Source organism: Streptomyces adelaidensis (assembly GCF_016598475.1).
Classification (GTDB): Bacteria; Actinomycetota; Actinomycetes; order Streptomycetales; family Streptomycetaceae; genus Streptomyces; species Streptomyces adelaidensis.
Genome location: NZ_JAEMUX010000046.1, coordinates 14,372 through 36,922, shown reverse-complemented (window position 1 = coordinate 36,922; position 22,551 = coordinate 14,372). Strand labels below are relative to the sequence as shown.

General features: G+C 68.4%; 22 protein-coding genes and 3 pseudogenes. 8 read left to right on the top strand and 17 right to left on the bottom strand.

Annotated elements, in window-relative coordinates; genetic code table 11:
* Positions 1 to 149 precede the first annotated feature (149 nt).
* From I8N67_RS24825 to I8N67_RS44305, 5 genes are all read right to left on the bottom strand, one after another.
* Entirely contained in the window at positions 150 to 1,412 is a 1,263-nt protein-coding gene (locus tag I8N67_RS24825; RefSeq protein ID WP_200305649.1) for a hypothetical protein, read from the bottom strand.
* Entirely contained in the window at positions 1,412 to 1,846 is a 435-nt protein-coding gene (locus I8N67_RS24820; protein ID WP_200305647.1) for a DUF2637 domain-containing protein, read from the bottom strand. The genes I8N67_RS24825 and I8N67_RS24820 overlap by 1 nt, the downstream gene beginning before the upstream one ends.
* Before the next feature lie 172 nt (positions 1,847 to 2,018).
* Positions 2,019 to 2,708 carry a zinc finger domain-containing protein gene (locus I8N67_RS24815; RefSeq protein WP_200305707.1) on the bottom strand — a complete coding sequence of 230 codons (690 nt, stop codon included), beginning with the start codon at positions 2,706 to 2,708 and terminating at the stop codon, positions 2,019 to 2,021.
* Positions 2,709 to 2,714: 6 nt separating this feature from the next.
* Positions 2,715 to 3,557 (bottom strand): helix-turn-helix domain-containing protein, encoded by an 843-nt coding sequence (locus tag I8N67_RS24810; protein WP_200305645.1) that lies wholly within the window; start codon positions 3,555 to 3,557, stop codon positions 2,715 to 2,717.
* Between the two features lie 1,109 nt (positions 3,558 to 4,666).
* Positions 4,667 to 6,109: a recombinase family protein gene (locus I8N67_RS44305; protein ID WP_200305643.1), complete on the bottom strand. Its 1,443-nt coding sequence runs from the start codon at positions 6,107 to 6,109 to the stop codon at positions 4,667 to 4,669.
* A 23-nt stretch (positions 6,110 to 6,132) separates the two neighbouring features.
* Here I8N67_RS44305 and I8N67_RS24800 point away from each other — a divergent pair.
* Positions 6,133 to 6,570 (top strand): annotated as a pseudogene (locus tag I8N67_RS24800) (aminotransferase class I/II-fold pyridoxal phosphate-dependent enzyme); the annotation flags it as partial.
* Between the two features lie 81 nt (positions 6,571 to 6,651).
* Here the strand turns inward: I8N67_RS24800 and I8N67_RS24795 are convergent.
* Positions 6,652 to 7,002 carry a hypothetical protein gene (locus I8N67_RS24795; protein WP_200305641.1) on the bottom strand — a complete coding sequence of 117 codons (351 nt, stop codon included), beginning with the start codon at positions 7,000 to 7,002 and terminating at the stop codon, positions 6,652 to 6,654.
* The gene (locus I8N67_RS24790) at positions 6,999 to 7,484 is read right to left on the bottom strand and encodes a prevent-host-death family protein (RefSeq protein WP_234046233.1); all 486 of its coding nucleotides are present in this window, start codon (positions 7,482 to 7,484) and stop codon (positions 6,999 to 7,001) included. Before I8N67_RS24790 ends, I8N67_RS24795 begins: the two co-directional genes overlap by 4 nt.
* A gap of 129 nt (positions 7,485 to 7,613) precedes the next feature.
* Between I8N67_RS24790 and I8N67_RS24785 the strand changes: the two are divergent.
* Positions 7,614 to 8,051 (top strand): annotated as a pseudogene (locus I8N67_RS24785) (aminotransferase class I/II-fold pyridoxal phosphate-dependent enzyme); the annotation flags it as partial.
* A gap of 132 nt (positions 8,052 to 8,183) precedes the next feature.
* Here the strand turns inward: I8N67_RS24785 and I8N67_RS24780 are convergent.
* From I8N67_RS24780 to I8N67_RS24770, 3 genes are all read right to left on the bottom strand, one after another.
* Positions 8,184 to 8,930: a UPF0158 family protein gene (locus I8N67_RS24780; RefSeq protein WP_307835365.1), complete on the bottom strand. Its 747-nt coding sequence runs from the start codon at positions 8,928 to 8,930 to the stop codon at positions 8,184 to 8,186.
* Between the two features lie 109 nt (positions 8,931 to 9,039).
* Entirely contained in the window at positions 9,040 to 11,133 is a 2,094-nt protein-coding gene (locus I8N67_RS24775) for a hypothetical protein (protein ID WP_234046232.1), read from the bottom strand.
* A 213-nt stretch (positions 11,134 to 11,346) separates the two neighbouring features.
* A complete protein-coding gene (locus I8N67_RS24770) occupies positions 11,347 to 11,901 on the bottom strand; it encodes a Uma2 family endonuclease (RefSeq protein WP_200305639.1) in 555 nt (184 codons plus the stop codon).
* Positions 11,902 to 12,074: 173 nt separating this feature from the next.
* Here I8N67_RS24770 and I8N67_RS24765 point away from each other — a divergent pair.
* A pseudogene (locus I8N67_RS24765) lies at positions 12,075 to 12,512 on the top strand (aminotransferase class I/II-fold pyridoxal phosphate-dependent enzyme); the annotation flags it as partial.
* Between the two features lie 212 nt (positions 12,513 to 12,724).
* The gene (locus I8N67_RS24760; RefSeq protein WP_200305637.1) at positions 12,725 to 13,468 is read left to right on the top strand and encodes a hypothetical protein; all 744 of its coding nucleotides are present in this window, start codon (positions 12,725 to 12,727) and stop codon (positions 13,466 to 13,468) included.
* Between the two features lie 9 nt (positions 13,469 to 13,477).
* Here the strand turns inward: I8N67_RS24760 and I8N67_RS24755 are convergent, their stop codons facing one another.
* The gene (locus tag I8N67_RS24755; protein ID WP_200305636.1) at positions 13,478 to 13,858 is read right to left on the bottom strand and encodes a hypothetical protein; all 381 of its coding nucleotides are present in this window, start codon (positions 13,856 to 13,858) and stop codon (positions 13,478 to 13,480) included.
* Positions 13,859 to 14,538: 680 nt separating this feature from the next.
* On the bottom strand, positions 14,539 to 15,012 hold the full coding sequence (locus I8N67_RS24750; protein ID WP_200305634.1) for a hypothetical protein: 474 nt from the start codon (positions 15,010 to 15,012) through the stop codon (positions 14,539 to 14,541).
* A gap of 405 nt (positions 15,013 to 15,417) precedes the next feature.
* Between I8N67_RS24750 and I8N67_RS24745 the strand changes: the two genes are divergently transcribed.
* Positions 15,418 to 15,648 carry a hypothetical protein gene (locus I8N67_RS24745; protein ID WP_200305632.1) on the top strand — a complete coding sequence of 77 codons (231 nt, stop codon included), beginning with the start codon at positions 15,418 to 15,420 and terminating at the stop codon, positions 15,646 to 15,648.
* Between the two features lie 289 nt (positions 15,649 to 15,937).
* Here the strand turns inward: I8N67_RS24745 and I8N67_RS24740 are convergent, their stop codons facing one another.
* Together I8N67_RS24740 and I8N67_RS24735 are read right to left on the bottom strand one after the other, a co-directional pair.
* Positions 15,938 to 17,113 (bottom strand): DUF3500 domain-containing protein, encoded by a 1,176-nt coding sequence (locus I8N67_RS24740; RefSeq protein ID WP_307835364.1) that lies wholly within the window; start codon positions 17,111 to 17,113, stop codon positions 15,938 to 15,940.
* Positions 17,103 to 18,206 carry a zinc-dependent alcohol dehydrogenase gene (locus I8N67_RS24735; RefSeq protein ID WP_200305630.1) on the bottom strand — a complete coding sequence of 368 codons (1,104 nt, stop codon included), beginning with the start codon at positions 18,204 to 18,206 and terminating at the stop codon, positions 17,103 to 17,105. Before I8N67_RS24735 ends, I8N67_RS24740 begins: the two co-directional genes overlap by 11 nt.
* A gap of 254 nt (positions 18,207 to 18,460) precedes the next feature.
* Here I8N67_RS24735 and I8N67_RS24730 point away from each other — a divergent pair, with 254 nt between their 5' ends.
* The 3 genes from I8N67_RS24730 (at position 18,461) to I8N67_RS24720 (ending at position 21,248) form a co-directional block, all read left to right on the top strand.
* Positions 18,461 to 19,246, top strand: a complete 786-nt coding sequence (locus I8N67_RS24730) for an SDR family oxidoreductase (RefSeq protein ID WP_200305628.1) — start codon at positions 18,461 to 18,463, stop codon at positions 19,244 to 19,246.
* Between the two features lie 29 nt (positions 19,247 to 19,275).
* Positions 19,276 to 20,217, top strand: coding sequence for a dihydrodipicolinate synthase family protein (locus tag I8N67_RS24725; protein WP_200305626.1), 942 nt, complete (start codon positions 19,276 to 19,278; stop codon positions 20,215 to 20,217).
* A 125-nt stretch (positions 20,218 to 20,342) separates the two neighbouring features.
* Entirely contained in the window at positions 20,343 to 21,248 is a 906-nt protein-coding gene (locus I8N67_RS24720) for a LysR family transcriptional regulator (RefSeq protein WP_200305624.1), read from the top strand.
* On the opposite strand, the gene I8N67_RS24715 is transcribed toward I8N67_RS24720, so the two are convergent.
* Genes I8N67_RS24715 through I8N67_RS24710 form a run of 3 tightly spaced genes read right to left on the bottom strand, consistent with a single transcriptional unit; the run spans position 21,249 to position 22,526 of the window.
* Positions 21,249 to 21,476, bottom strand: coding sequence for a hypothetical protein (locus I8N67_RS24715; RefSeq protein WP_200305622.1), 228 nt, complete (start codon positions 21,474 to 21,476; stop codon positions 21,249 to 21,251). It lies immediately after the preceding gene.
* Positions 21,477 to 21,514: 38 nt separating this feature from the next.
* Positions 21,515 to 21,649: a DUF397 domain-containing protein gene (locus tag I8N67_RS42885; RefSeq protein ID WP_307835363.1), complete on the bottom strand. Its 135-nt coding sequence runs from the start codon at positions 21,647 to 21,649 to the stop codon at positions 21,515 to 21,517.
* Complete coding sequence (locus tag I8N67_RS24710; RefSeq protein WP_200305697.1) at positions 21,609 to 22,526, bottom strand: helix-turn-helix domain-containing protein; 918 nt, start codon at positions 22,524 to 22,526, stop codon at positions 21,609 to 21,611. Before I8N67_RS24710 ends, I8N67_RS42885 begins: the two co-directional genes overlap by 41 nt.
* Between the last annotated feature and the right edge of the window lie 25 nt (positions 22,527 to 22,551).

Below are 22,551 nucleotides of genomic sequence, written 5' to 3'. Positions count from 1 at the left end.
TCCATGGTGCGTGCGGTCGTGGGGTGCGGTGGGTCGCGCAGGAGAGGGTTGGCCGGGCCCGTGTGCGCACGGCGGAGTGGCAGCCAGGAATGCCGGAATGGGGGTACCGGAATGACTTCCGGCGCCCCTGCCGGTTGAGGTTCGTGGCGCTACCCGCCGCTGCCACCGACTGCTTCCGGGACGCCGGTCTCGACCTTGACGGTGTCGAGGATCTGCGCGATCCGGGTGTTGGCAGCTTTGCGTTCGAGCTTGCGGAGCTCTGCGCGGATCGCATTGTGGGAGACCGTTCCGGTGCGGTCGACGATGTCCCGTGCGAGGGCCAGCAACTCGTCAACGGACATGTTGGGCGGGCGACCTGTACGGCCGGGCTTCGGTTCCGGCACGCCTTGTTCCGGAACGGCGGATGACGGTCCCGGTTTGGGCAGGGCTGCGGTCTTGTTCCGCCGACTCCTGGGGGTAGCCACTTCCGGCTCACCGGCCCGTGAGGGATGCCGTCGGTCATGGGAACGTGGACCGGTACCGGAAGTCCGTAGTGCCGAGGGCTCGATCGCCGTGCGCTGGTGGGTGCTTCGCGCCCAGGGAGAGTTCAGGTCGGCGTCGAGTAGCGCCGCAGCGTGCCGGCGGGCCGCGAACCGGGCCACGAGTTGCTCGTGCTGCTGCGGGTCGGTAGCCACTTGGGCCCGGTCGATGGCATCGGACAGGCGGCGCATGATACGTCGGCCCCGCCAGGTCACACGGTGGGCCTTGGGTTTCTCGGCAAGCCGCGCGGCCAGGGCGACGGCCTTGGTGATGGCGCGGTCACGGGCGATCTGTTGGGCGTCACGGCTGCGATCGGCGATGCCGAGGCGGGACAGGAGCCGTTCGCGTACCTCCCGGCCGATGCGGGCGACGAGGCTGTTGGAGGCGGCCTGCGAGATGCGGTGGCGCAGCTCGATGCCCATGGCGAGGTGCCAGAGCACGGCAGCCATGACCGGCCCGAGGAAGGCCCTCACGGTGCCGCCGACCAGACCCGATTCGGCGTACGCGGGGATGATCTGTACCGCGGTGATGACCCAGACCAGGACGCCTGGCAGGCCCGGCGCCCTCTTGGCGCTGTGCAGGTTCTGCCTGGCCAGCAGTGCGGTGGCGAAGAGAGCGAGCTCTCCGGCGGCGAACATCGCGATCCGCTCCGCCGTGCTGTACATGCCGAGGTAGTGGCCCGCGAACCGCCAACTGGTGTCGGCGCTGTAGCCGGTGCAGACGGCCGCGGCCACAGCAGCCAGCCGGAGCGCGAATGGTCCTCGTCGCTCTTGCTGATGGCCGTTGTTGCCGCGTCGGCCTCGTCGGATCAGCCACGTGGCGAGCACCCCGGCGACGAAGGACAGCGCGACGAGCACGAGGGAGCCGGCGTCCCAACGTGGCAGAGGCGGCATCAGCCGTCACCGTCCCGAGTTGGCTCCTGGCCGTTGGCCAGCACGTCATAGGGGATCACCTTCGGGGCGTGGCGGGTGACGAGGACGTACAGGTGGACGGTGCCAGCGAGGACGAGCGGCGCGAGGCCGCACATGGTTACGGCGATCACGTCGCCCACGTGCCAGTCGACTTCGGGTCTCTGTTGGCCCACCAGGACGCCGAGCACGGCGACCGCCGAAGCGCGGATACCGATCGCGATGCCGGTCAGCGTCCACGCGTAGGCCCGAACCCTGAGTGGGGCCGCGCGCAACCGAACCAGCACGTAGACGGCGAGGGCGATGAACCCGTCGATGGCGAGAGGAAAGGCGTAGGTCAGGTATCCGGGGACCCGCATCGCGGCGGCGAGCGACTGCAGGGGATCGAAGATGATCAGATATTCAAGCGCGACAAGCACGGCGACTGCGGTGCCCTGCCACGGGGGCGTCCGGCGCTGGAGAGGAAGTGGTGTCGGGGCGGGAGATGTTGCGGTGGGGGGCATGGGGTTCTCCAAAGGATCCACCGGGCATACGGCGTCGCGCCGTCGACCGAGAGTGAAACGGCTTTCAGGGACAGGGAGTTGGTGCGAGTCACGCCGCTTCTTGCCGGGCGAGCTCCACCGCAGCAAGGTCCACGCGGGTCGGGTGTGGCGTCGCGCGGGGTGCATTGCCCCGGGCCCGACCGTCAAGGCCCACACGCCGGTTGCGGCACGGCTCGCCTTGGGCGGCGTGGCACCACTGGCACGGAACGCTGAGGGCGTCGGGCTGTCCTGCGGCGACGGCCGCCTCTCGTGCGGCGCGGGCCGGCCGGTAGGGGGCCAGCTCGGCGCGGACGGTCGACGGGATGCACGATCCGATGGCGGCGAGGCGGGCCTCGATGTCCGAGTGCGGGGCAGCGCTGGTGATCTGCCGGTGCGTCGAGGGCGCGGCCGTCCCGGCGGCGACAGCACGCCGGGTGCCGAGCAACTCGGCACGCCAGGACGCCGGATCGTCCGGATCGGCGGACGGCGTGGGATCGGTGTGCCGGTCGAGGCGGTCGCGTCGGTACGCGCGCCACTTGCGGGCGACATCCACGGGCAGGATCGGGTACGGGGAGTCGAGGACGTGTGCTCGTATCGCCTCGCGGACGTCCCAGCCGTGTTCCGTCGCGAGGGGCACGTCGCTCAACAGCTCGTGCCACTGGGCGATCTGGTCGCGGGCCTCACCGGCGTCGGTCCTGATGGTGCGGGGGTCGAGGCGGCCGATGTAGGCCAGGACGGCTGCGACTTCGCGGCGTTCCAGGGCGAGTTACTCCATTTCGTTCGGTTCTTCGAGGGCGGCGAGCAGGGCGGCGGTATGCGCCTCGGCGCGGGTCATGCCGCCCCCGGGGGCGGGGTTTCCGCCGGGCAGGGCGTAGAGGTTCGGCCGCCCCGGAGTGGGGGTGTGTTCTCGGGCGATCCACGCACGCCAGTCGGCACCCCAGGCGGCGGCGGAGCGGGGTGCCCACGCCGCCCGGTAGGCGCGCCACTTCTCGTCGGCTGCCCGCAGGGCGTGCTCGCCGAGCCGGGCGAGGTGTCCCTGGTGCTCCAGCCAGGCCCGCGTGTCGTCGTCGATCCGCCAATCGGTGGCGGAGATGAGCGGGGAAGAGCTGCTGCTCTTACCGTTTACCTTCGGTTCACTACTGTTCTGGGGGTCGGAATCCGTGCCCCCAGAGGGCCGAAATCCGGTCCTCCCGGGGGTCAGATCCCGTTCCCTTGGGTCGGATTCCGGTCCCCCCTCGAAGGGGTCGACAGGGTCGGATTCCGCTCCCCCAAGGGTCGGATTCCGATCCCCCGGGAGGGGCGGATCCTGGTCCCCCTCGGTAGCCTGTTCGGCGAGGAGCCGGGCGGCCACAGGGAGCTGGTAGTACGTCTCTCCCCGTGGCCCCTTGCGGCCGTCGAGCTGCACCAGCTCGCCGTCGGCGATCAGCTTGGCCAGCGCGCTGCGCACCGCCGTACGGGAGGCGTTCGCGCGCTTCATGAGGGTGGGCAGGGACGCGTACGCGACGCAGCGCCGGTCGCGGCAGCGGTCGGCGATCAGGGCGAGGACCATTCGGGCGGTGCCCTTGCTGTGGCTGTGATCCCACACCCACTCGCGGGCGTCGTAACTCATTCGGTGGCAGCTCCTGGATCAGGGCGGGAAGGTGCACGCGGGCCTCTGCGGGCGGTGCTCAGGAAGGGTGGCGGCGAGGAAATCCCGGCACGGACATGCCGGCCAGGACCGCAGGCGTATGTAGGCGTCGCCTTGGCCCCTGTAGTGGCGTGCCGGGGTTTTCATGGCTCCGGAACCAGCGTCCCGGCGCCTGACCAACACAGCCACACCCGCCCGGCACAAGTCCAGCATTCCGCCGAGAAAGTAAACAGCTCACGGCGAACGCACCCTGCGCGGCATTTCCCAGAACGGTAGATCCGAATCCGCGGCTGACGAGTCAACGGCACAAACGGGGCAACTCGCAACCCAGCCTCAGGGGGATCTCTCCTGCTCCGCGGCGGGTTGGCTTCGACTGCAGACCAGGTCAGGGCGGGCAGCGACCAAAGTACGGCGACGTATTGAGACGCTTTCTCACAGAGAATTCGCCAACCGATAATCCCGTGCCATGTTCCGCCGTTTTTCGCCTACAGGGCAGGACCTGACAACAAGGAAGCGGAATTCAGCAGCGAATCCCCGGTTACCGAAACCGGCATGGTCACGCTGCCTGAACGTAACTCGCGGTGGAGAGCAGGTCCGCGAGCCGGGCGGCACTCTGCGGGCTGATCGTCGTGGTGAATCCGTCGCACACACGGTGGAGAGCGGCCTCTCGGGCGGCATCCGGCTTCCGGTGGTGGTCACGGTCACACTCGGGGGCAAGGCCGAGGTCGGGCTGGATCGCGACGGGCTCTGGCTGTCGTTGGCGCATGGACGTCCTCAGGGCGGGTTTCGGTCGGCGGGCCACCTGCCGCGACGCTGGGCGAACGGACGAGTGGCGAGTGACGTCAATGGTCCGGAGGATCCCCGGTTTCGCTAACCGGCGATCGTCGGCTATGTTGCGGCGCTCCGCACAAGGCCAGCGCTCTGATCTGGTCACGATCTCAGGCGCCAACTGCGGCCCCCTCGCTCACACTTGGCAGGACTACACAGCCGGCGGCCCCGGCGCCGGGGTGCCCGCACAGGGCCTGAAGACGGCGCACGGCCCACAACCCGGCGGCGCGGCCGAATCCTCGGCGAGTCGGCCGCCAGCCGCGCTACAGCGGGTTCTGCTCGATACCGATCCGGTCCCAGTCCATGTACCGGCCGAACTTCTTCGGCTCGTCGATGACCACCCCGGAGAACAGGAACCGCAGCACGGCGTTGCGCCGCTCATCCGTCATGTCGTCGGCGTCCCAGGCGGCCTGCGCGCCCGCGCCCGTGAGGCCGTCGAGGAGCACCATCGGCCGGATGACGACCCTGCGTTGTGCCTTGGCGATGCGGTCGGTGATCTCCTTGCGCATCTTGCGGTACTCCGCCGTGGAGATCTCCTTCGCGGTCCACATCTGGTTCAGTTCGGCAAGCTGCCGCTGGTCGTCCTCCAGTTCCTCGGTCACGCTCTCGGAGAGATTGGTGCTGGCGAGTCGGCCGTCCACCAGCAGCTTGCCAAGCAGCTCCACTGCGGCGTCGGCGACGAAGTCCTCCAACGTCTGGGCCATGATCGACCGGGTGCACTTCTTCTCGTCGTTCCGGCCCCGGCGGTTGCACTGGTAGACCGGCCCGGTGCCCTTGGCGGTGCCGGACATAAGCGTCCCGCACCGCCCGCACATCACCAGGCCGCGGAGCAGGTAGTAGCGCTGCGGCGGCTTGCTGAGCGCCTCCTGGTACACCGCCGACCGGTACTCGCGCCGCGTCCGCACCTCCGCCCACACGCCCGCGTCGATGATCGCGGGCCAGGTGCCGGAGCCGACCTCATCGCCCTGGTGCATGCGGATTCCGGCGACGTGCCGGGAGTCGAGCAGTGCACGGACGGTGCCGCTGTTCCAGACCTTGCCGCTGGCCGTGCGGATGCCCCGACTGTGCAAGTCCTTCGCGATGGGTGCCGCCCCCTCGCCTTTGAGGTAGCGGTCGAAGACCTCCCGGACGATCTCGGCCTCCTCCTCGACGATGGTCATCCCGTCCTTGGTGTAGCCGAACCGCCTCACGCCACCCTGCGGCTTGCCTTCCCGCGCCCGGTCCTGCATCGCGGACTTCAACCGCCGTGAGGTGTCGTCCGAGGAACGGCAGGCGTGCGCGACCTCGATGCGGAGGATGAAGCGGTCGTCGGGGTCGGAGAGATCCCGCCGGTTCGCCTCACCGTGGAGCGTGATGGCGTGGTCGTCGGAGACCTGAAGCAGTTCCTCCAGGTCCCGGGGCTGCCTCATGAGCCGGTCAGGATGGTAAGCGATGATGTGCCGGAAGCTGCGGTTCCGGGCGTCTTCCAGCAGGCGATCCCAGCCGGGCCGCTTCCGCTTGCGGCTCCAGGCAGAGCGGCTGTTGTCCACGAAGATGTGGGCGGGGTCGATAACGAGGCCGCGCCGTTCGGCGACGTCACGGCAGATGCGCTCCTGGCGGTCGACGCCCGTCTGGTCGTCATCGTCCGCCTGGGATATTCGGCAGTAGACGGCGGCCGGCTCACCGGCGGTGCTGGTGTTGCCCCTGGTGGGCTTGTTGCGCGTCACGCGAATGAGTGTACGAACGAGGCGTCGCCTGGGTGACGGCCGCGCCCGCGCTGGTGACGGCGGTGCGCTCGGCCAAGCAGTACCTCACATACGTGGCCTCCGGGCCCTTCCAGTACGCCGTCGCCGAGGCGCTGCGTCTGCCGGACAGCTACTTCGCGGAGTTCCGCGCCGACATGCGGGGCAAGAGGGAGTTGCTCGCGGACGGGCTGGAGCAGGCGGGCTTCAAGGTGTTCCGGCCAGCCGGGACATACTTCGTCACCACCGACATCCGCCCCCTCGGCGAGAGCGACGGCTTCGCCTTCTGCCGCGCCCTCCCCGAGCGGGCGGGTGTCGTCGCCATCCCGAACGCGGTCTTCTACGACCACCGCGAGGAGGGCGCACCATTCGTCCGGTTCGCGTTCTGCAAGCAGACCTCGGTGCTGGAGGAGGCGGTGGGACGCCTCAAGCGGCTCGCTGCCTGAGAGCATGCTGAACGATCACTTCGGACGAAAGACCCGGCATCCGCTCACGAAGGGAAGCCGGGCCATTCGCCAAAGGACTGGCTACTCGGTGTCTTTGGGATGCCTGGTCGATGCGTAGACCAGGATGACAGTCGAGGTCTCCGGGCTGACCAGGTATCGCACCCTGCCACCACTCGTGATTTCGTACTCCCACTGTTCCAGGGCGGAGCCCTTCCAATCCCTGGTGGCATGCCTGCCGCGAAGCTGGTGCTGACGGTTCCAGTTGGCCCGCGACAGCGGGTCCGTGCGAAGGGCTTCCAGGCGGCGATGCGCGTTCGGCAACGCCACCCGACATAGCTCCTCCCAACCGGTCGCGGCCTCCGTCGTTCCGTGGACGACGTTCCAGCCACTTAGCGGGGGGACGCTGACCCGGTCGCCTTTCTTCGGGCTCACCCGTGCACCTCGACCGGGCCGAGGTCGAGGTCACCAAGCGGACGGAGTGCCTCCCTGAGCTGGTCAGGGTCAGCGTTGATGCGGGCGGTTGCCCGCCACGAGACGATCGCCCGGTGCACAGCCTCCCTGGCGCCCAGCTCAGCGGCGTCGGACAGCGCATCAAGGAGCTCGACGGTGAATTCCCGGACTTCCTCGTCATCCAGGTGACGCACCCACGGGAACACCTCAGGCAGCGCGAGCAGAAGCGACCTGGCACCACCGTCCTGCTTCATCAGGGCAAGGAACAATCGGGACGCGGTGGTCAGGTTCTCCTCGCTGCGCTCTGCGTGTATGGCCGTGGTCAGCACCATGTCGGGCGCGTCTCGGTGCGTGACACGCAGGCATCCCAGGGCGGCGGCCCTCGCGGCGACCGCCTTCGGGTTCCGGGACAGATCGGTGAACGAGACGGATTCCGATTCGGATGTCGAGTGCACGATGCTCATACTCAGACCGTACTCTGATTGTGCTCTGATTTCTATCGCGAAGGGTGAGATGGCGGCTCAAGGCCACGCCTCTGTGACGACCCACCCGACCTGACCCACACCGCACGCACATAGGTGTGCGAACAGGGAGTCGGCTGGGTGACGGCCGCGCCCGCGCTGGTGACGGCGGTGCGCTCGGCCAAGCAGTACCTCACCTACGTGGCGTCCGGGCCGTTCCAGTACGCCGTCGCCGAGGCCCTGCGCCTGCCCGACTCGTACTTCGAGGAGTTCCGCGCCGACATGCGCGCCAAGCGGGACCTGCTCGCAGACGGCCTGGAGCAGGTGGGTTTCACGGTCTTCCGCCCGGTCGGCACGTACTTCATCACCACCGACATCCGTCCCCTCGGCGAGAGCGACGGCTTCGCCTTCTGCCGTTCACTGCCGGAGCGCTGTGGGGTGGTCGCGATCCCCAACGCGGTCTTCTACGACCACCGCGAGCAGGGCGCACCCTTTGTCCGCTTCGCGTTCTGCAAGCGGACAGGCGTGCTGGAGGAGGCGGCCTCCCGACTCAAGACGCTGGCCGCCTGACAGCCGCAGACGTACCAGCATATGTACCGGCCACACGGCCTGGTTGCTCCGAGCCTGCGCGCACCCGCACTCGACTGCCGCCAGGGCCCGCTGACAGCGCCCCGGATCATGCAGGACAGGGGCAGGAAAGAGTCATACCGGCCCCGAAGGATACGAACCCGAGCTGGGCTCTACGAAGAAGGTGGAGTGCGGGCAGTAGCCCTCCTCGGCCAGCCAGGCGCGGGCCCGGCCGCGCTGTCGCTCATCGCGGAACCGGTGGTACCGGCTCCAGGAGCGCTCGTCACCAGCGAGGACGCCCTTGAAGCGCCGGAAGGTGCCCCGCCCACCGATGGCGATCCGCAGCCTGTCGGCAAGGGCGGCGTCCTCGACCTCTTCGATGAACAGCTCCGTGTCCCGGTAACCGGCCCGGGACCCCAGAGCCGGAACGTACAGCCATCGCTCGGGATCGTCGTCCTCCTCAGCGTCGGGCCCAGGCCCCAGCTCATCGGTGAACGCGGGCCAGCACTCCCCGGTGGACAGATCGATCCGGCCACCGGACTCAGCCGGGTCACCCTCCAGCAGCATGGCGAGCATCTCCAGATCGACCGCGAGCGGACGCGGCACGGGGATCGCCGCGTCTCCCGTGGCCGCGCGCAACCGATCCGCCAGTTCCTCATCGCCCCGGAAGCCGCGCTCCTGGAGCGCGCCGAGAAACAGGGCCGCCATCTCCGCAGCCCCCGGCAGGCCCTGTGCCGCGGCCCCGGCCACACCATCGCCGGCCAGCTGCAACACCTCACGCACGGGCCCACGACGCAACGCCGCAAGCAGCGCCACCCCGTCCTGCGCGTAGAGCGCGCCACGCAGCGCACGCAGTCCGTCCTCGTCCCATCCCTCAACCACGACCCCGACGGTAACGCGCCACCAGACGCCGGGACCATCGGTTTCCGTCCACCCGGCTCCGTGCCAGTGCCGGCGCACCCGGCGCCTGGGGGCAGGCGGAGTTGCCCGGTCAGCGGCGCCGCTTGCGGACGCTCTTGCCTGAGGGGCTTCGTGCCTCCCGGGTGATGCCGAGGCGGGCGCCGTGGGTACCCAGTGCCCGTGCCGCCACCTGCCTGAACTCCTCAAGCCCGGCCCGGTCCGGATGGGCCGAGTCCAACGCGGCGGCGATCGCGTCCCTGACCTCGGGACGCTGGGCGCGCAGCGCCTCCTCGGCACCGCCGGAGCCGCCTGCCAGCTCCACAAGCTGGAGCAGGTTCTCGGCAAGCGCCAGCAGATGCTCGGCATCGGTCATGTCCTCTGGGGCCAGCAACTCGCGCTGCGCCAGAGCGTTCAGCGCCAAGGGCGCCAGCTGGGTGTCGCGACGCAGCGCACGCAGCAGTCGCTCGCCCTCACCGTCCGGCAACGCCGCCAGCAGCACGTCGAGCATCGCTTGCGCACGCGTGCGGAAGGTCATGGTCCTCACGGCGTCGGTCAGTTGCCGCAGGGCACCTTCCCGCTCGCCACGGGCCGTGATCCAGCCGGCCAGCTCCGTGCGGGCGGCGTCCGGGTCGTAGTCCTCGGCCAGCACCCCCAGCAGGCCGGCCGCCGGCGCCTGGGCCAGTTCACCGACCACCGGTGCGTCCCTGCCGACCGCCAGCAACCGCTGTCGTACGGCCCGGGTACCGAGCTCGGTGAGATGGATGAGCTCGACCGGCCCTGTGGTCAGCTCCTCACGCCGGGCATCGGCACGCTCCCGCGCCGCCGGGTCCGTTGCCGCCCCCGCGACGCCCAGCAGCTCCGCGACCTCCGGCGGCATCTCCGCGAGCAGCCCGGGCCCGGCATCGGAGAGGTCGACATCCAGGAACACCGGGTCGGCCATCCCCTGCTCTCGCTCGATCGCGCCCAGGTCATCCAGCAGGCCGAGTACCGTGCGCAGGTCCCGGTCTGCGTGCTCGAACCACATCCGGTGCCGGAGATCCGACCCGCCGTCCAGCTGGAAGCGGGCCCGATAGGCCAGGTGTACGGAGTCACGCAGCCGTGGCCAGGGCATCGGGTACGGCAGGCTGTAGAGCGTGTTCAGCACGTCGTCCAGAACGTCCTCGTAGACGTCGAAGAGCATCGACTCGACGTGCCAGCCGCTGCGCGCCCCGATCAGAGCCTGCCGCAGTTCGAAGCACGCGTCGAAGGCGCGCAGCCACAGCTGGAGCGGGTCGGCCAGCACCGGCCGGGCCTTGGCCACCACGTACAAACGCCCCTTGACCACCCGGACCAGCCGCGCCTTCTTCGCCCACTCCAACAGCAGTCCCAGCCGCGGCAGGTCGGCCGAAGAGCGCACCCCGTCGACCTTGTCCCCGGTGTCCAGTACGTCCACCAGCTCGCGGGCATCTGCCATCCGCAGCCGCCCCGCCGCCGTCACCGCGCGGCCGTCGCGCCCCGCCCACTCGGCGAGTCCGCGCAACTGCGCAAAAATCGCCGATGCCTCTGCCCGTCGACGCAGCTCGCCGTCCGGGGGGAGCACCACAGGCAGCTGCGGCTCGGCCCGCGCCACACCGGACAGTGTGTTGCCGGTCAGCCGCCGTTCCATGATGGCATCGAGGACCTGCTGGTCGTAGACGACCTCCCCACGCCGCGCCCGCTCCGCGAAGCGCTGCAACGCCGCCCCGTCCAAGACGTCCACGCCCTGCTCGGCGGCTGTCATAGCCCAGAACTTCGCCATCCCCCAGCGAGTGTGGTCCGCCATCGCCGCCGGATACTGCCCCGCCGTCGCGTCGACCGCCGCGAGGGAGTCCTCAAGGGCGGGGCCGCGCGGGTCCGCCAACTGCGTGGCGTTCAGATAGCGCAGCAGCGTGCGCAGTGTGCCTGGGGCGTCGACGCGTTCCTCCCCGGGAAGCACGGTGACCCGCTGGGGAAGCCAGGAGAGGAGTAGCTCCTCCACATGGCGCGACTCCCACAGCCCCAGTCGGCCGTCGGCAGTCGCCCGGTGCCGGTAGTCCAGTGCCGTCTCAGCCGTGAACCCGTCCACCGGCAGCCCCTGCTCCCCGGCCCACCGTACAAGGCGGTCAACCAGCAGCCCGCACGCTGCCTCGAACTCTTCCTCGGCCTCGGGTTCGAAGCGCATCCGCATGAAATTCGTCCACCCTGTCAGCAGCAGTCCTGGCCGCCCCACGCTATCGCCCATCAGGGGCCGGCACTCGGCTGAGGGCGAGCGGCCGGCCACCGCAAGGGCCGTACATGATGGTTGTCACCCACAGCAACCGCGGCTTCGAACCTCCTTGCGACGAACCGGGCTTCGCCGTACGGACTCACGGCACGGGACTGGCCGCACCGGGAGTCTTCGTCAGCGGGCGTCCGTCTCGGGCTCCGGACGCGGGAGCTCGTCGAGGTCGAGGGTGAAGGTGCGGCCGTCGGCCAGGGGGATGGGGAGCTTGCCCGTGCCGTACTTGTGGGTGTGTGCCGCGATGTAACCGGTGGCGGTCGGCTGGGTGTGAAGGACGACTTCCTGGGCGTAGGGGTCGACGACCAGGTAGATCGGGATTCCATAGCGGCCGTACTTCGCGGTGCAGTCGTCGTAGTCCTTGCGTGCGGAGGAGGTCGAGACGACCTCGGAAATCAGCAGGACGTCCTCGAAGCTGTAGCGCTTGCCCTCCCGGCGTGCGTCCTCGCGAAGGATCGCCAGATCGGGCGCGGAGTTCTCGTCGGCGGGGAAGTCGATGTAGACGTCGGAGGCGGTCTTCGCATGGCGTCCGAGGGACACGACCGTGTCGTACTGCATCGACTTGATCGTGCTGGAGTGCTCGAAGCTCTGCGGAGTCATGATCACCTTTCCGTCGGCCCCGAACAGGACCGTGTACCCCTTGGGGAACTCGGTGTGCACGATCGCATCGACACTCATGGACGGCTCCTTCCCGTGTGTGGTCAGGATACGACGGACAGTGCCGCGTCACCGAGCCCAGCGATGCGGCCCGAAGACCGGTCCGGACAGGTCGTGCGGCCGGTTCACCGGCGGTGCCGGAGATCCGCAGCGGGGTAGGTCGCGCGACAAACGAATAGGTAGGCCGACGAGGCGTCGGCTGGGTCACGGCGAACGGCCCGCTCGTCTTTGCCGTCCGGACGGCAAAGCAGTACCTGACGTACGTCAGCGCGGGCCCGTTCCAGCACGCGATCGCCGAGGCGCTGCGCTTGCCGGACTCGTACTTCGACGGATTCCGCGCCGGCCTCCGCCGCAAGCGCGACCTGCTGGGCGACGGCCTACGGGCGGCCGGGTTCGAGGCCTACCAGCCCCAGGGCACCTACTTCATCACCACCGACATCACCCCCTTCGGTGAGAAGGACGCCTACGCTTTCTGCCGCGCCCTCCCCGAACGCTGCGGCGTGGTCGCGATCCCCAACTCCGTCTTCTACGACGATCCGGACGCCGGCCGCAGCCAGGTCCGCTTCACTTTCTGCAAGAAGGACGACGTTCTCCAAGAGGCAGCCGGCCGCTTGCGGCGCCTGGCTTCCTGAACTCGCTCCCCCTTCACCCCGAATGAGACCGAGGCAGACAGTCACCGGCGTGAGCGGGTCGGCTCCCAGACCCGGTGCTTACGCAAGTTCCCGGCGTACGTGGGTAGTCCGGGGGCTCGAACTCGCCAGGTGTTGATCCCAGCTGAGCCGGAGCGGCGGCGCCTGCCGGCCCCTTTCGCCCGCTGCTTCAACCACTCGACCTGGCCGGCACCGTGGTCATCTTCGACGCCCTCCACGGCGTCAAGGACCAGGTGTGCCGGCTGGTGCAGGAGAAGAAGGCCCACTGCGTCGCGGTGATCAAGGGGAACCAGCCGACCGCGCCGGCCCAGCTCAAAGCCCTGCCGTGGGAGCAGATACCCGTGGCGTACACCGTCTCGGGGACCGGGCACGGGCGGCAGAAGTCCCGCTCGGCCAAAACCATGGCCATCGCGGCGAACCTGGGCGGGGTCGCCTTCCCACAAGCACGGCTGGCCCTGCGCATCCACCGGCGCCGCCAAGAGAGCGGCAAGCAGCAGACCAGGGAGACGGTCTACGCCGTCACCAGCCTCGACACCCGCCAGGCCAGCCGGCTGACCTGGCGGGATACGTGTGTGAGCACTGGGGAATCGGAGATTTTAGCCACCATGTCAGAGATGTGGTGTTCGCCGAGGACGCCTCCAGCGTCCACACCGGCAGCGCGCCGCGGGCGATGGCCGCTGTGCGGAACCTGGCCGTCGGCAGGCTGGGCTACTGGGAGCGGACGACATCGCCAAGACCACCTGAGTGATCCGGGACGCACCCGAACACGCCGTCTGGAACTGGGGCATCACCGACTGCGCGGGTCCTGCCGGGAAGTTGAAGCCGCCCTGCCTCGGCATCACCCCGTGACCAGCGGCAGCGCCAAGATCAACACCCTCGCGAATTCTGCCCGTACTCAGCACAAAGGGTCCGTCAGCAAGCTGACGGACCCTTTATGAACGTCGAGGCTAACCGATCGCGCCCGCCGAAGGCCTCACGCCGCAGGTAGTGGTGATCCAGGCGGTGGTCGAACCGTCAGAGTTCGTGCGGTATTCGTACTTGGCCCCCTCGTCAAAGGTTTGTCCGGCATACCCCGAAGCGCACTGGCCGCTGGCGTTCTGCCAGGCCAGAGAGCCCGCCTTCGTATCACTCATGTGCGAACCGGCTCCCTTTACCACCGCACCGTTCGGCAGGCTGCCGGCAGCGAACGCAGTGGCGCCAGTTCCGAACACCGCTGCGCCGAGGAAAACGGTTGCGGCAAGGGCCTTCATGGTCAGATTCTTCAACGAAGTTCCATTCAATTCGTTCATACCTCTTTGATCCGAGGTACGCCTGTTCAGCTTCGTCATGATTCATCCGAGCGCTCAGAGGCATGTGTCACGAGTTTTGCCTCGACCGTTCGGGACGGCCTGCCGGTGGAACCGGTGGACCGTTTCGTTCTCCGTTTGACCGCGTCACGCTCCCGTCGGCCGGCCGGACGGACCGGGTCTCTGGCGATCAAGCCAACTCTTCTTGATGCTTGATGGATCGACCCGGGGTTCAAGGGAGCGTGAGGAGCGATCTGAACCATACAAGACTCAATACAGGCTTTCAGGTCGGCAACCTGAACAACCACACTTGCCACACACTTGCCACACTCTCCGAGCACCCGCCCCTTATGCCTCAACGACCCCAGAACTAGGACACGGCGAATTCCCGGCCTCCTCTCGCGGTATTCCCAGCTTCGGCAGCGCGATCTCGAGTCCAGGACGGGCCGGAAGCGTCCGCGTACGCGTTACTCACCTCGCCTTGCTGCTGGAGTCGCGAGGGATGGTGACGCAGTTCCTCCCCTCCTTGGAAACGCCGCACCCCGTGCCACTGAACGCCGCAAGCTCGCCGAAGAAGCCCCCGGTGGACACGGACAGCCCCCGTTGGCACGGATGCTGTACCGCTTCTGAATCCACCGGACGCAGTGGTCCAGCGCCACGGCAGGCAAACATGCGCGGGGACTGGAAACGGAGGGAAGCCACCGCGCCAGTCCCGCGCATGTTTACAGGTAGTACCAGGTCACGTTCACATCCTGGCCACCGAGGCCGTACGACTCGATGGCCACGGTCATGACCGGATTGCCCTTGGACTTCCCGCCGACGTAGTAGCACCTGACGTACTGGAAGCCGTCCTTGTCCGGGCAGGACCGGTCCGAGCGGTAGGCGACCTTCTTGCCTTCGATGCCGTGGTAGTCGGCGGCGTGAAGGCGGACGCCGTCCCAGTATGAATTTGAACCCGCGGAGTTGCAGTCGGTGATCTGACCGCCCGAATTGCCGGTGTTGTACCACTCGGTCGCGGAGCAGTTCGCCAGCCGCTTCACCTCCGTCACGCGCCAGCTGAAGTCGCCGCTCCACGACATGGAGGCCGCCTGGACCATTCCGGCGTTGACGCCGACCAGCAGGACCGCCGCGGTCGCCACTGTGCCGAGGCGGGCCGCGGCCTTCATGGCCCACGAGCGCTGAGAATTCTGTGTCACGGTCGCCCCTCTTTCGATGCACGGGAACAGTCGATGACAGTGAATGGGCGGACAGTGTCACTACTCGGAAGTACACATGGCGCAACCCTGCCGGCATCCTTAAATCCGAGATCGCGCTGCGCCAAGCTGGGAATACTGCGAGAAAAAGCTGGGAGTTTGCCGAGAGTTCACCGAGTCCTCCATCATTCACCTTCAATACCCTCCGGTAGCCTCCACACCATGAACGGATCTCGATAACAACTTCACAAGAAGATGGTTTGCGGCAGGTGAGTCTCGATGGGAATATGGGCAGCCACCGACAGAGAACTGCCTGTCCGGCATCACGGCCCTGCCGTCAATCTGTCGAGCTATTCATCTGGCGGACTGTCGACATCGGAGACGGTGCGCCACAGAAAGGAACGTTTCATGCGTAAGCGACTTGCGATGGTTGCCGCGAGCGCCCTGGCGGCCGTTGGCATCGGGTTGGCCATGGCTTCCCCTGCCAGTGCCGCCTCCCTCGGCGTCTACCAGACCAAGGAAGACTGCCAGGCGGCGATGGCAGCCGCCGGGGGCGGCGGGACCCTCAGCTGCAGCTACCACTCCGGCGAGGGCGATCAGGCGGCTGGATGGCAGCTGGCCGACACCTTCGGTGGCTGACAGCGGAACCACGACCCCTGCGAGCGGGTAGCTGGTCGCAGCCGGCCGTGCCGAATCGCCGATGGGCAGGTGGAGCAGAACCGAGGGGGCACCGGCCGCGACCGTGCCCCCTCGTGCACGCCCACCGCACCGGCAGCCTGCCCAGGCCGGCGCCAACCACGACGCCCTGTGATACCGCTCGTTCGGCAGACCCTTCCGATGTCCCCGGACGGCTGCGCCAGGTCCTTCTGCGGTTCCTACGGAACGGCGAGCGATTCGACGGCCTCCTCATCGCGAGCCCGAAGACGCCTCACTCGTGTGCGATGTGTGCCCGGTGTTCGACCAGCACGTCCAGTCCGAAGTCGGAGGTCAGGTCACGCCACACCGAGTGGGCGTGGTTCGCGTACCGTTGCGTGTTGTCGTATTCGATCAGTATGCGGGGGTCCTGCACCCGGTAGTAGTGCGGCTCCCCGGCGTCCGTAGCGCCTGCCCAGCCGAAGTGCACCATGTCGAGGACGGTGTCGCAGGCGTAGTGGGTGTCGTAGGCGTCGGCGAGGGACTCGGGTGCCCGTCCGGTGTAGACGGCGACGAGACGGCGCAGCAGGTGCCGCTGCTCTTCGTTCAGGTCGCGCCCGCTGATGCCTTTGGGGGGAACGGTGATGGCCAGGCGTGCGTGGTCACTCTCGGTGTATCCGCTGCCCGCTTCCGCCCGGCGGTCGATGTCGTTGACGAGCCGGTCGAGCTCAGGGTCCGCGAACCGACCCCGCCACAGGTCCTGCATGTGCATCATCGTGTCGCCGTGTTCGACGTGTGGCCGGTTGCCGGAGACGATGTCGGACACTGCGGACGGGTGGAGCAGAGCGTGCCGGAACTGGTCCGCGTCGAGGGTGCGGGCCAGTTGGCGCGCCGTGTCCTCGGGGCCCTGGAGGGGGCGCAGGGTGCCTCCGACCAGCTCCGTCGTGGCCGGGTCGGCTCCGATGAAGCAGGGGGTTGTGGAGACGAGGCGGCCGGCGACGACGAGGTTGTTCAGGGAGATGTGGTGGCCGCCGAGTCTCCATGCCCAGATGCGATCGCCGGGGCGGCCGAAGATCCTGAGCCAGTACAATCCGGGGTCCCGTCCGCGCTGTCGGCCCCAGTGAACGGTCCACCCTTCCAGCTGGTCCAGTACGTTTTCCAGGCCCATGACGGTGGTGACCGTGGCGTAGCCCGCGAGGGACAGTCCGGTGGCCACCAGTCGCATGGCCAGGCTCTGTTGGCGGGCGCTCTGGTCTCGGATGGCGAGCCCGCCGTGTTCCGTGGGCGTGTAGAACCAGCGCAGCCGCTCGGCCTCCGCATCCGGGTGGAGCGGAGAGTCGTAGGCGGCGAGCGGGAGTTGGTTCTCGCCCAGGCTGTCGAGCCAGGCGGTGGCAGCATCGGCCATGGCGGTCGCCGCCTTCTCCCGCCCGGCTGCCGGGACGTCCACCGGGCCCGGTCCGTCACTGGGCACGGGCGGGCTCCGGGTCCTCGGAGATGTCCAGCATGACCTTGATGGCGTTGCCCCGGCGCTCGGCATAGGTGTCGAACGCCTCTGCGACATCGGTCAACGCGAAGTGGTGGGTGACCAGTTCCGCGGTGCGCAGCCGGCCGCGGGCCGCGAGGCCCACGGCACGGGCCAACGAACCTGTGCCCTCCCCGCGGACCGTCTGGATGGAGATGCCGTTCATCACGGCGTGGTTCAGGTCGGCCCGCACGGGCTGGTCGAAGAAGCCGACGAGGACGACCTTCCCGGACCGCTTGACCATGTGCAGGGCGTCGTCCACCGCACTCGGGGCGCCCGAGCATTCCAGGACGATGTCGGCGCCGATCCCGTCGGTCGCCTTCCGGACCGCGGCAACGGCGTCCTCTTCGCGGGAGTTGACGACCAGGTCCGCGCCGAAGGCCTTGCCGATGTCCAGCCTCGCCTCCCGAGTGCCGACCAGGGCGACGGTCCTGGCCCCGAGTTCACGCGCGACCTGCGTCGCGAGCAGACCTATCGGTCCGGGGCCGAGCACGGCGACGGTAGATCCCACGAGAAGGGTGTCCAGCACGTCGAACGCGTGCATCACGGTACCCACGGTGGTGAGGACGACCGCCGCGTCGAAGTCGACGGTGTCCGGCAGCCGGTGGAGAGTCGCCACGTGATTGAGCGCGTACTGCGCGAAGCCGCCGTTGACGGTCATCCCCTGCACTCGGTGTCCGGTGTGCCGCAGGCCGTAGTTGAGGCAGTCCGTGTAGGCCCCGGCCAGGCAGTTGGCGCAGCGCATGCAGCCGCGGTGAGCCTCCGTCACGACACGGTCCCCGACCTGGAACTCGTCCACCGCGCTGCCCACCGCGGCAACGACGCCCGCGTACTCGTGGCCCGGGACGAACTCGCCCGCCGCCGGGCCGCCGTCCTTGAAGAAATGCCGGCTCCGGATCTTCAGGTCCGTTCCGCACAGGGACGCCCTGCGGACCTCCACCAGGACATCTTCCGGCCCCACCTGCGGCACGGGCAGCGTCGTGACGGCAAGGGTCCCGGGTTCTCCCAGCACCGCGGCCTGCATGGTTTCGGGCAAGGACATAGAGGCCTCCGTTAATGCCATGAGCATGCGTCGGGAATCGGCGGACCGAAACACTCATTTCCCCACCCATCTTCACGTGGGCAACGCCCATTTCCCATCATCGGCGCATAGGCATCCCTTATGCGTCTCGCGAGGAATTCCTATTGGAGGGCCACGACAGCCCCATGGCAGAGTAGTCCGGAAACGGTGGACGCCGCCGCCCGTACGGCCTCCGTACGGCCGAGGAACAGCGCCCTCACCCTAGGAGTGAAGCTGTGGATCTGGGAATTTCAGGCAGGACCGCACTGGTACTGGGCGGAGGTGGGGGTCTCGGCGGCGCCATCGCGCAGGCTCTTGCCGCGGAGGGCGCCGGTGTCGCCGTGGCGGACATCAGTCCACAGGCCGCTGAGCGCACCGCCGAAGCGGTGGCCGGCACCGGTGGAAAGGCCATGTCCCTGGAATGGGACCTCGGAAACCTGGGCGCGATCGACCAGCACATCAGCGCGGTCGAGGAAGTCCTCGGCCCCGTGGACATCCTGGTCAACAACACGGGAGGGCCGCCGCCCTCGCTGGTTGGCGGGCAGGATCCGGAGATCTGGCTGAAGCACTTCCAGTCCATGGTGCTGTCGGTGATCGCGATCACCGACAGGGTCGCGCCGCTGATGCGGAGCCGCGGCTGGGGAAGGATCATCACCAGCGCCAGTTCCGGCGTGATCGCCCCCATCCCCAACCTCGGGCTGTCGAACGCCCTGCGTAGCAGCCTGCTCGGCTGGTCCAAGACGCTGGCCCGGGAAGTGGCGGCCGACGGCGTCACCTGCAACGTGGTCGTTCCCGGCCGGATCGGCACCCAGCGGATCAAGTTCCTCGACCAGGCCCGGGCCGAGCGGGAGGGCAGGTCCGTCGAGGCGACCTCCGCCGAGAGCCTCGCTTCGATCCCCGTGGGCCGCTACGGCGAACCGCATGAATACGCCGCCGCCGTCGCCTTTCTCGCAAGCAACCAGGCCTCTTACATCACGGGCTCGGTCATGCGCGTCGACGGCGGCCTCATCGCAAGCCTCTGAAAAAGAAATCAGAACTCAAGGAGGCAACAATGGCACCGCTGACCCGCGACACCAATGGCGTCTACGCCATCGCGCCGACACCCTTCGACGAATCGGGTGCGATCGACTTCGATTCACTCAGCCGACTGATCGATTTCTACGGATCCACCGGGGTCACCGGATTGACCCTGCTGGGCCAGATGGGTGAAGCCCCCAAGCTGTCCCACGAGGAAAGCGTGCACATCGTCCAGCACGTCATCAAGCGCACCGATCTGCCGATCATCGTGGGCGTCTCCGCACCCGGCTACGCCGCCATGCGCGCCCTGACCGTGGACGTCATGTCAGCCGGCGCCGACGGTGTCATGATCGCTCCGCCGAACACACTCCGGTCCGACGACCAGATCGTGAGCTACTACGAGGGAGCGTCCAACGCCATCGGCGAGGACGTGCCGTTCGTGATCCAGGACTACCCGCTTTCCTTCTCCGTCGTCATGTCCCCCGCCGTCATCGCTCGCATCGCCGGCCTCGCGCCCGGATGCGTGATGCTGAAACACGAGGACTGGCCGGGCCTGGAAAAGATCAGCGCACTCCGGCGACTACAGGCCGACGGAGCGATGCCCCGGCTGTCGATCCTGTGCGGAAACGGCGGCCTCTTCCTGGACTTCGAGACAGAGCGCGGAGCGGACGGTGCCATGACGGGCTACTGCGTGCCCGAACTCCTCGTCGACGTGGTACGCCACACCGCCGCCGGCGATCGTGACGCCGCCCATGACGTCTTCGACACCCACCTGCCCCTGCTGCGCTACGAACAGCAACCGGGCGTCGGCCTGGCCGTGCGCAAGTACGTCATGAAGCGTCGCGGCATCCTGGCCTCCGACACCCAGCGCAAGCCCGGGGCGGCGTTGTCCGCACGTGCCCGCACCGAGGTCGACTACCTGCTGACGCGACTGGCCCGCAAGGACAACAGGGTCGCAGTGGCAACACCTCGCTGACCTGCGCGGACTTGCGGCACAACGGCGGCAGGATCGCCGAGGAGAACCGGTTGCGGGTGTGTGCCGACCGGTATCGGCTCACCGCATGCGGGACGAGGGACGTCCCGCTCGAGTAACTTGACCAGATGCAGCTACGTCAGCTCGAGTACTTCCTCGCGGTGTGGGAGGCGGGCTCCTTCAGCGGAGCGGCTGCGCGGCTCTATGTCACGCAGCCCTCGCTCTCCCAACAGATCGCGGCTCTGGAGAAGGAGCTGGGCGCGGTTCTGCTGGAACGTGGCAGGCAGGGAGTGACCCTGACCCCCGCCGGCCGGGTCTTCCTGCCGCGGGCGCAGGACGCCCTCCGCGCCGTTCAGGACGCCCAGGACTCGGTACGCGAGGTGGTGGAGGGCCGCAAGGGTGACGTCCATGTCCTGACCGTACGGTCCGTCGCCTCGGGCATCCTGCCGCCCTCCGCGGCGCGCTGGCACTCGACGTACCCCGAGACAGTGCTGCGGCTGCACGACTACTCACACCGTCGGGACCTCGAAGAGGCCATGCGCGGCGGCCAGGGCGACATCGCGGTCGGTCCACGACCCGACACGTGGGAAGGGCCGGTCTGTTCCCTCGGGTACGAGGAGATGGTGGTGACCGGCTCCGCCGAGTACCCGTCGGACACATCGGCGGACCCGGCCGAACTGGCCGCTGCCGACTGGGTGCTCTACGAGCCCGAACAGGGCATGAGCGAAGTGGTGAACCGCCTGGCGGACCACTTCGGGTTCACTCCGCGTACCGTGGCGCGCACCGGCCAGGTCTCGGCGGCGCTCCTGTTCGCGGTCGAGGGGATCGGTGTGACGGTGACACCGGAGAACGCGCTGCCACTTCGCTGGTCGCGTCACGCCCGGCGGATAGGGTCCGGCTGCTTCCGGGAATTGGTGGTGTTCAGCAGAAAGCTCCCTTCCCAACTGGCGGAACGCTACCGGGACATGCTCACCGCTCTGGAGCTGCCGCTGACCGCAGAACGGGACCTGCCCGAAGAAGCGCTCCGCTTGTGATCACGCGCCACCCGATTGCTTGTGGGTCCTGGCGATGGTCAGTTCGCCGGCAGTGCCCTCGCCTCGGTCCGCCTTCGCCCTGCGGTACCAGCCGCGCGGGGACCCGGAGCTGATGCCGAGTTCCCGGGCCACCGCCGTGACCGTCCTGCCCGAGGAGTCGACGAGCGCGATCGCGTCCCTCCCCGGTTCCTTGAGAAGGTCAGCGGCCCGCCGGACCCTCGCGGACAAGGGCCCGGAAGACGGACAGCGACCGGAGCCCGGTCGGCTCAGCGACGGTGGTCCCCGGCCTTCAGCTCGCCTATGAAGACGGCCCAGGAGGCGGCTTCGAAGCACAGGGCCGGACCGTGCGGGACCTTGCTGTCACGGACCGGGACGACGGCCGCCTGGAATCCGTCGGCCACCTCCACGCAGTTGCCGCCCTCCTGATTGCTGTAGCTGCTCTTGCGCCAGGCGACGCCGTTCAGATCGGGACGGGACCTTCGCTCCACGGTGGTTGTCCTCCATCACGGATCGGATCATGTCGAGCGACATGAGCGGGGGCAGAGCTGCCGCCCGCAGCCGATCGTAGGTCAGCGCGAAGCTCCTGACCTCGTCCGGATCCTCGATGAGTTGGCCGTAGTGCGCGCCCTCCGTGTAGGCGATCTCCGAGCCGTCCGGCATGGTGAGTACCGTGAGCGAGCCGCCCATGACATCGTGCTCGCCCTGGTCGAAGGGCAGTACCTGCACAGTGATGTGACGCTCCGCCGAGGTCCTGAGCAGCCGCGCCAACTGCTCACGCATCACCACCTGGCCTCCGACCGGACGCCTGAGCACCGCCTCGTCCAGAACCACCCACAGCTCGGGGCGATCGGGCCTGACGAGGCGCTCCTGCCGTCCCATGCGAAGGGCGACCCGCTCTTCCAACTGCTCCTTGCTGCCGAGTGTTCGACCGACTCGCAGCACCGCCCGTGCGTAGTCCTCCGTCTGCAACAAGCCAGGCACCACATGAGCCGCGCACTCGCGGATCGCCACCGCCCGCTCCGAGTACTCCATGAACTTCCGCGACCAGTCCGGAAACGCCTCCCGGTACACGTACGGCCACAACTCGACCAGCAGGTCGTCCGCGCCGAGGGCCGCGTCCAGCGCACGCGCCAGGTCCAGCGTCGGTTTCGCCCCGGACGCCCGCTCGATCTGTGTGATCCGCGTGCTCACGACGTGCGTTCTGTCGCCGAGCTCGGCCTGGGTCAGTCCGGCCGCCGTACGGAGCCTGCGCACCCGCGCGCCGAACAGCGCCGCCATCGACACGCTGGGGTCAATTCCGTTG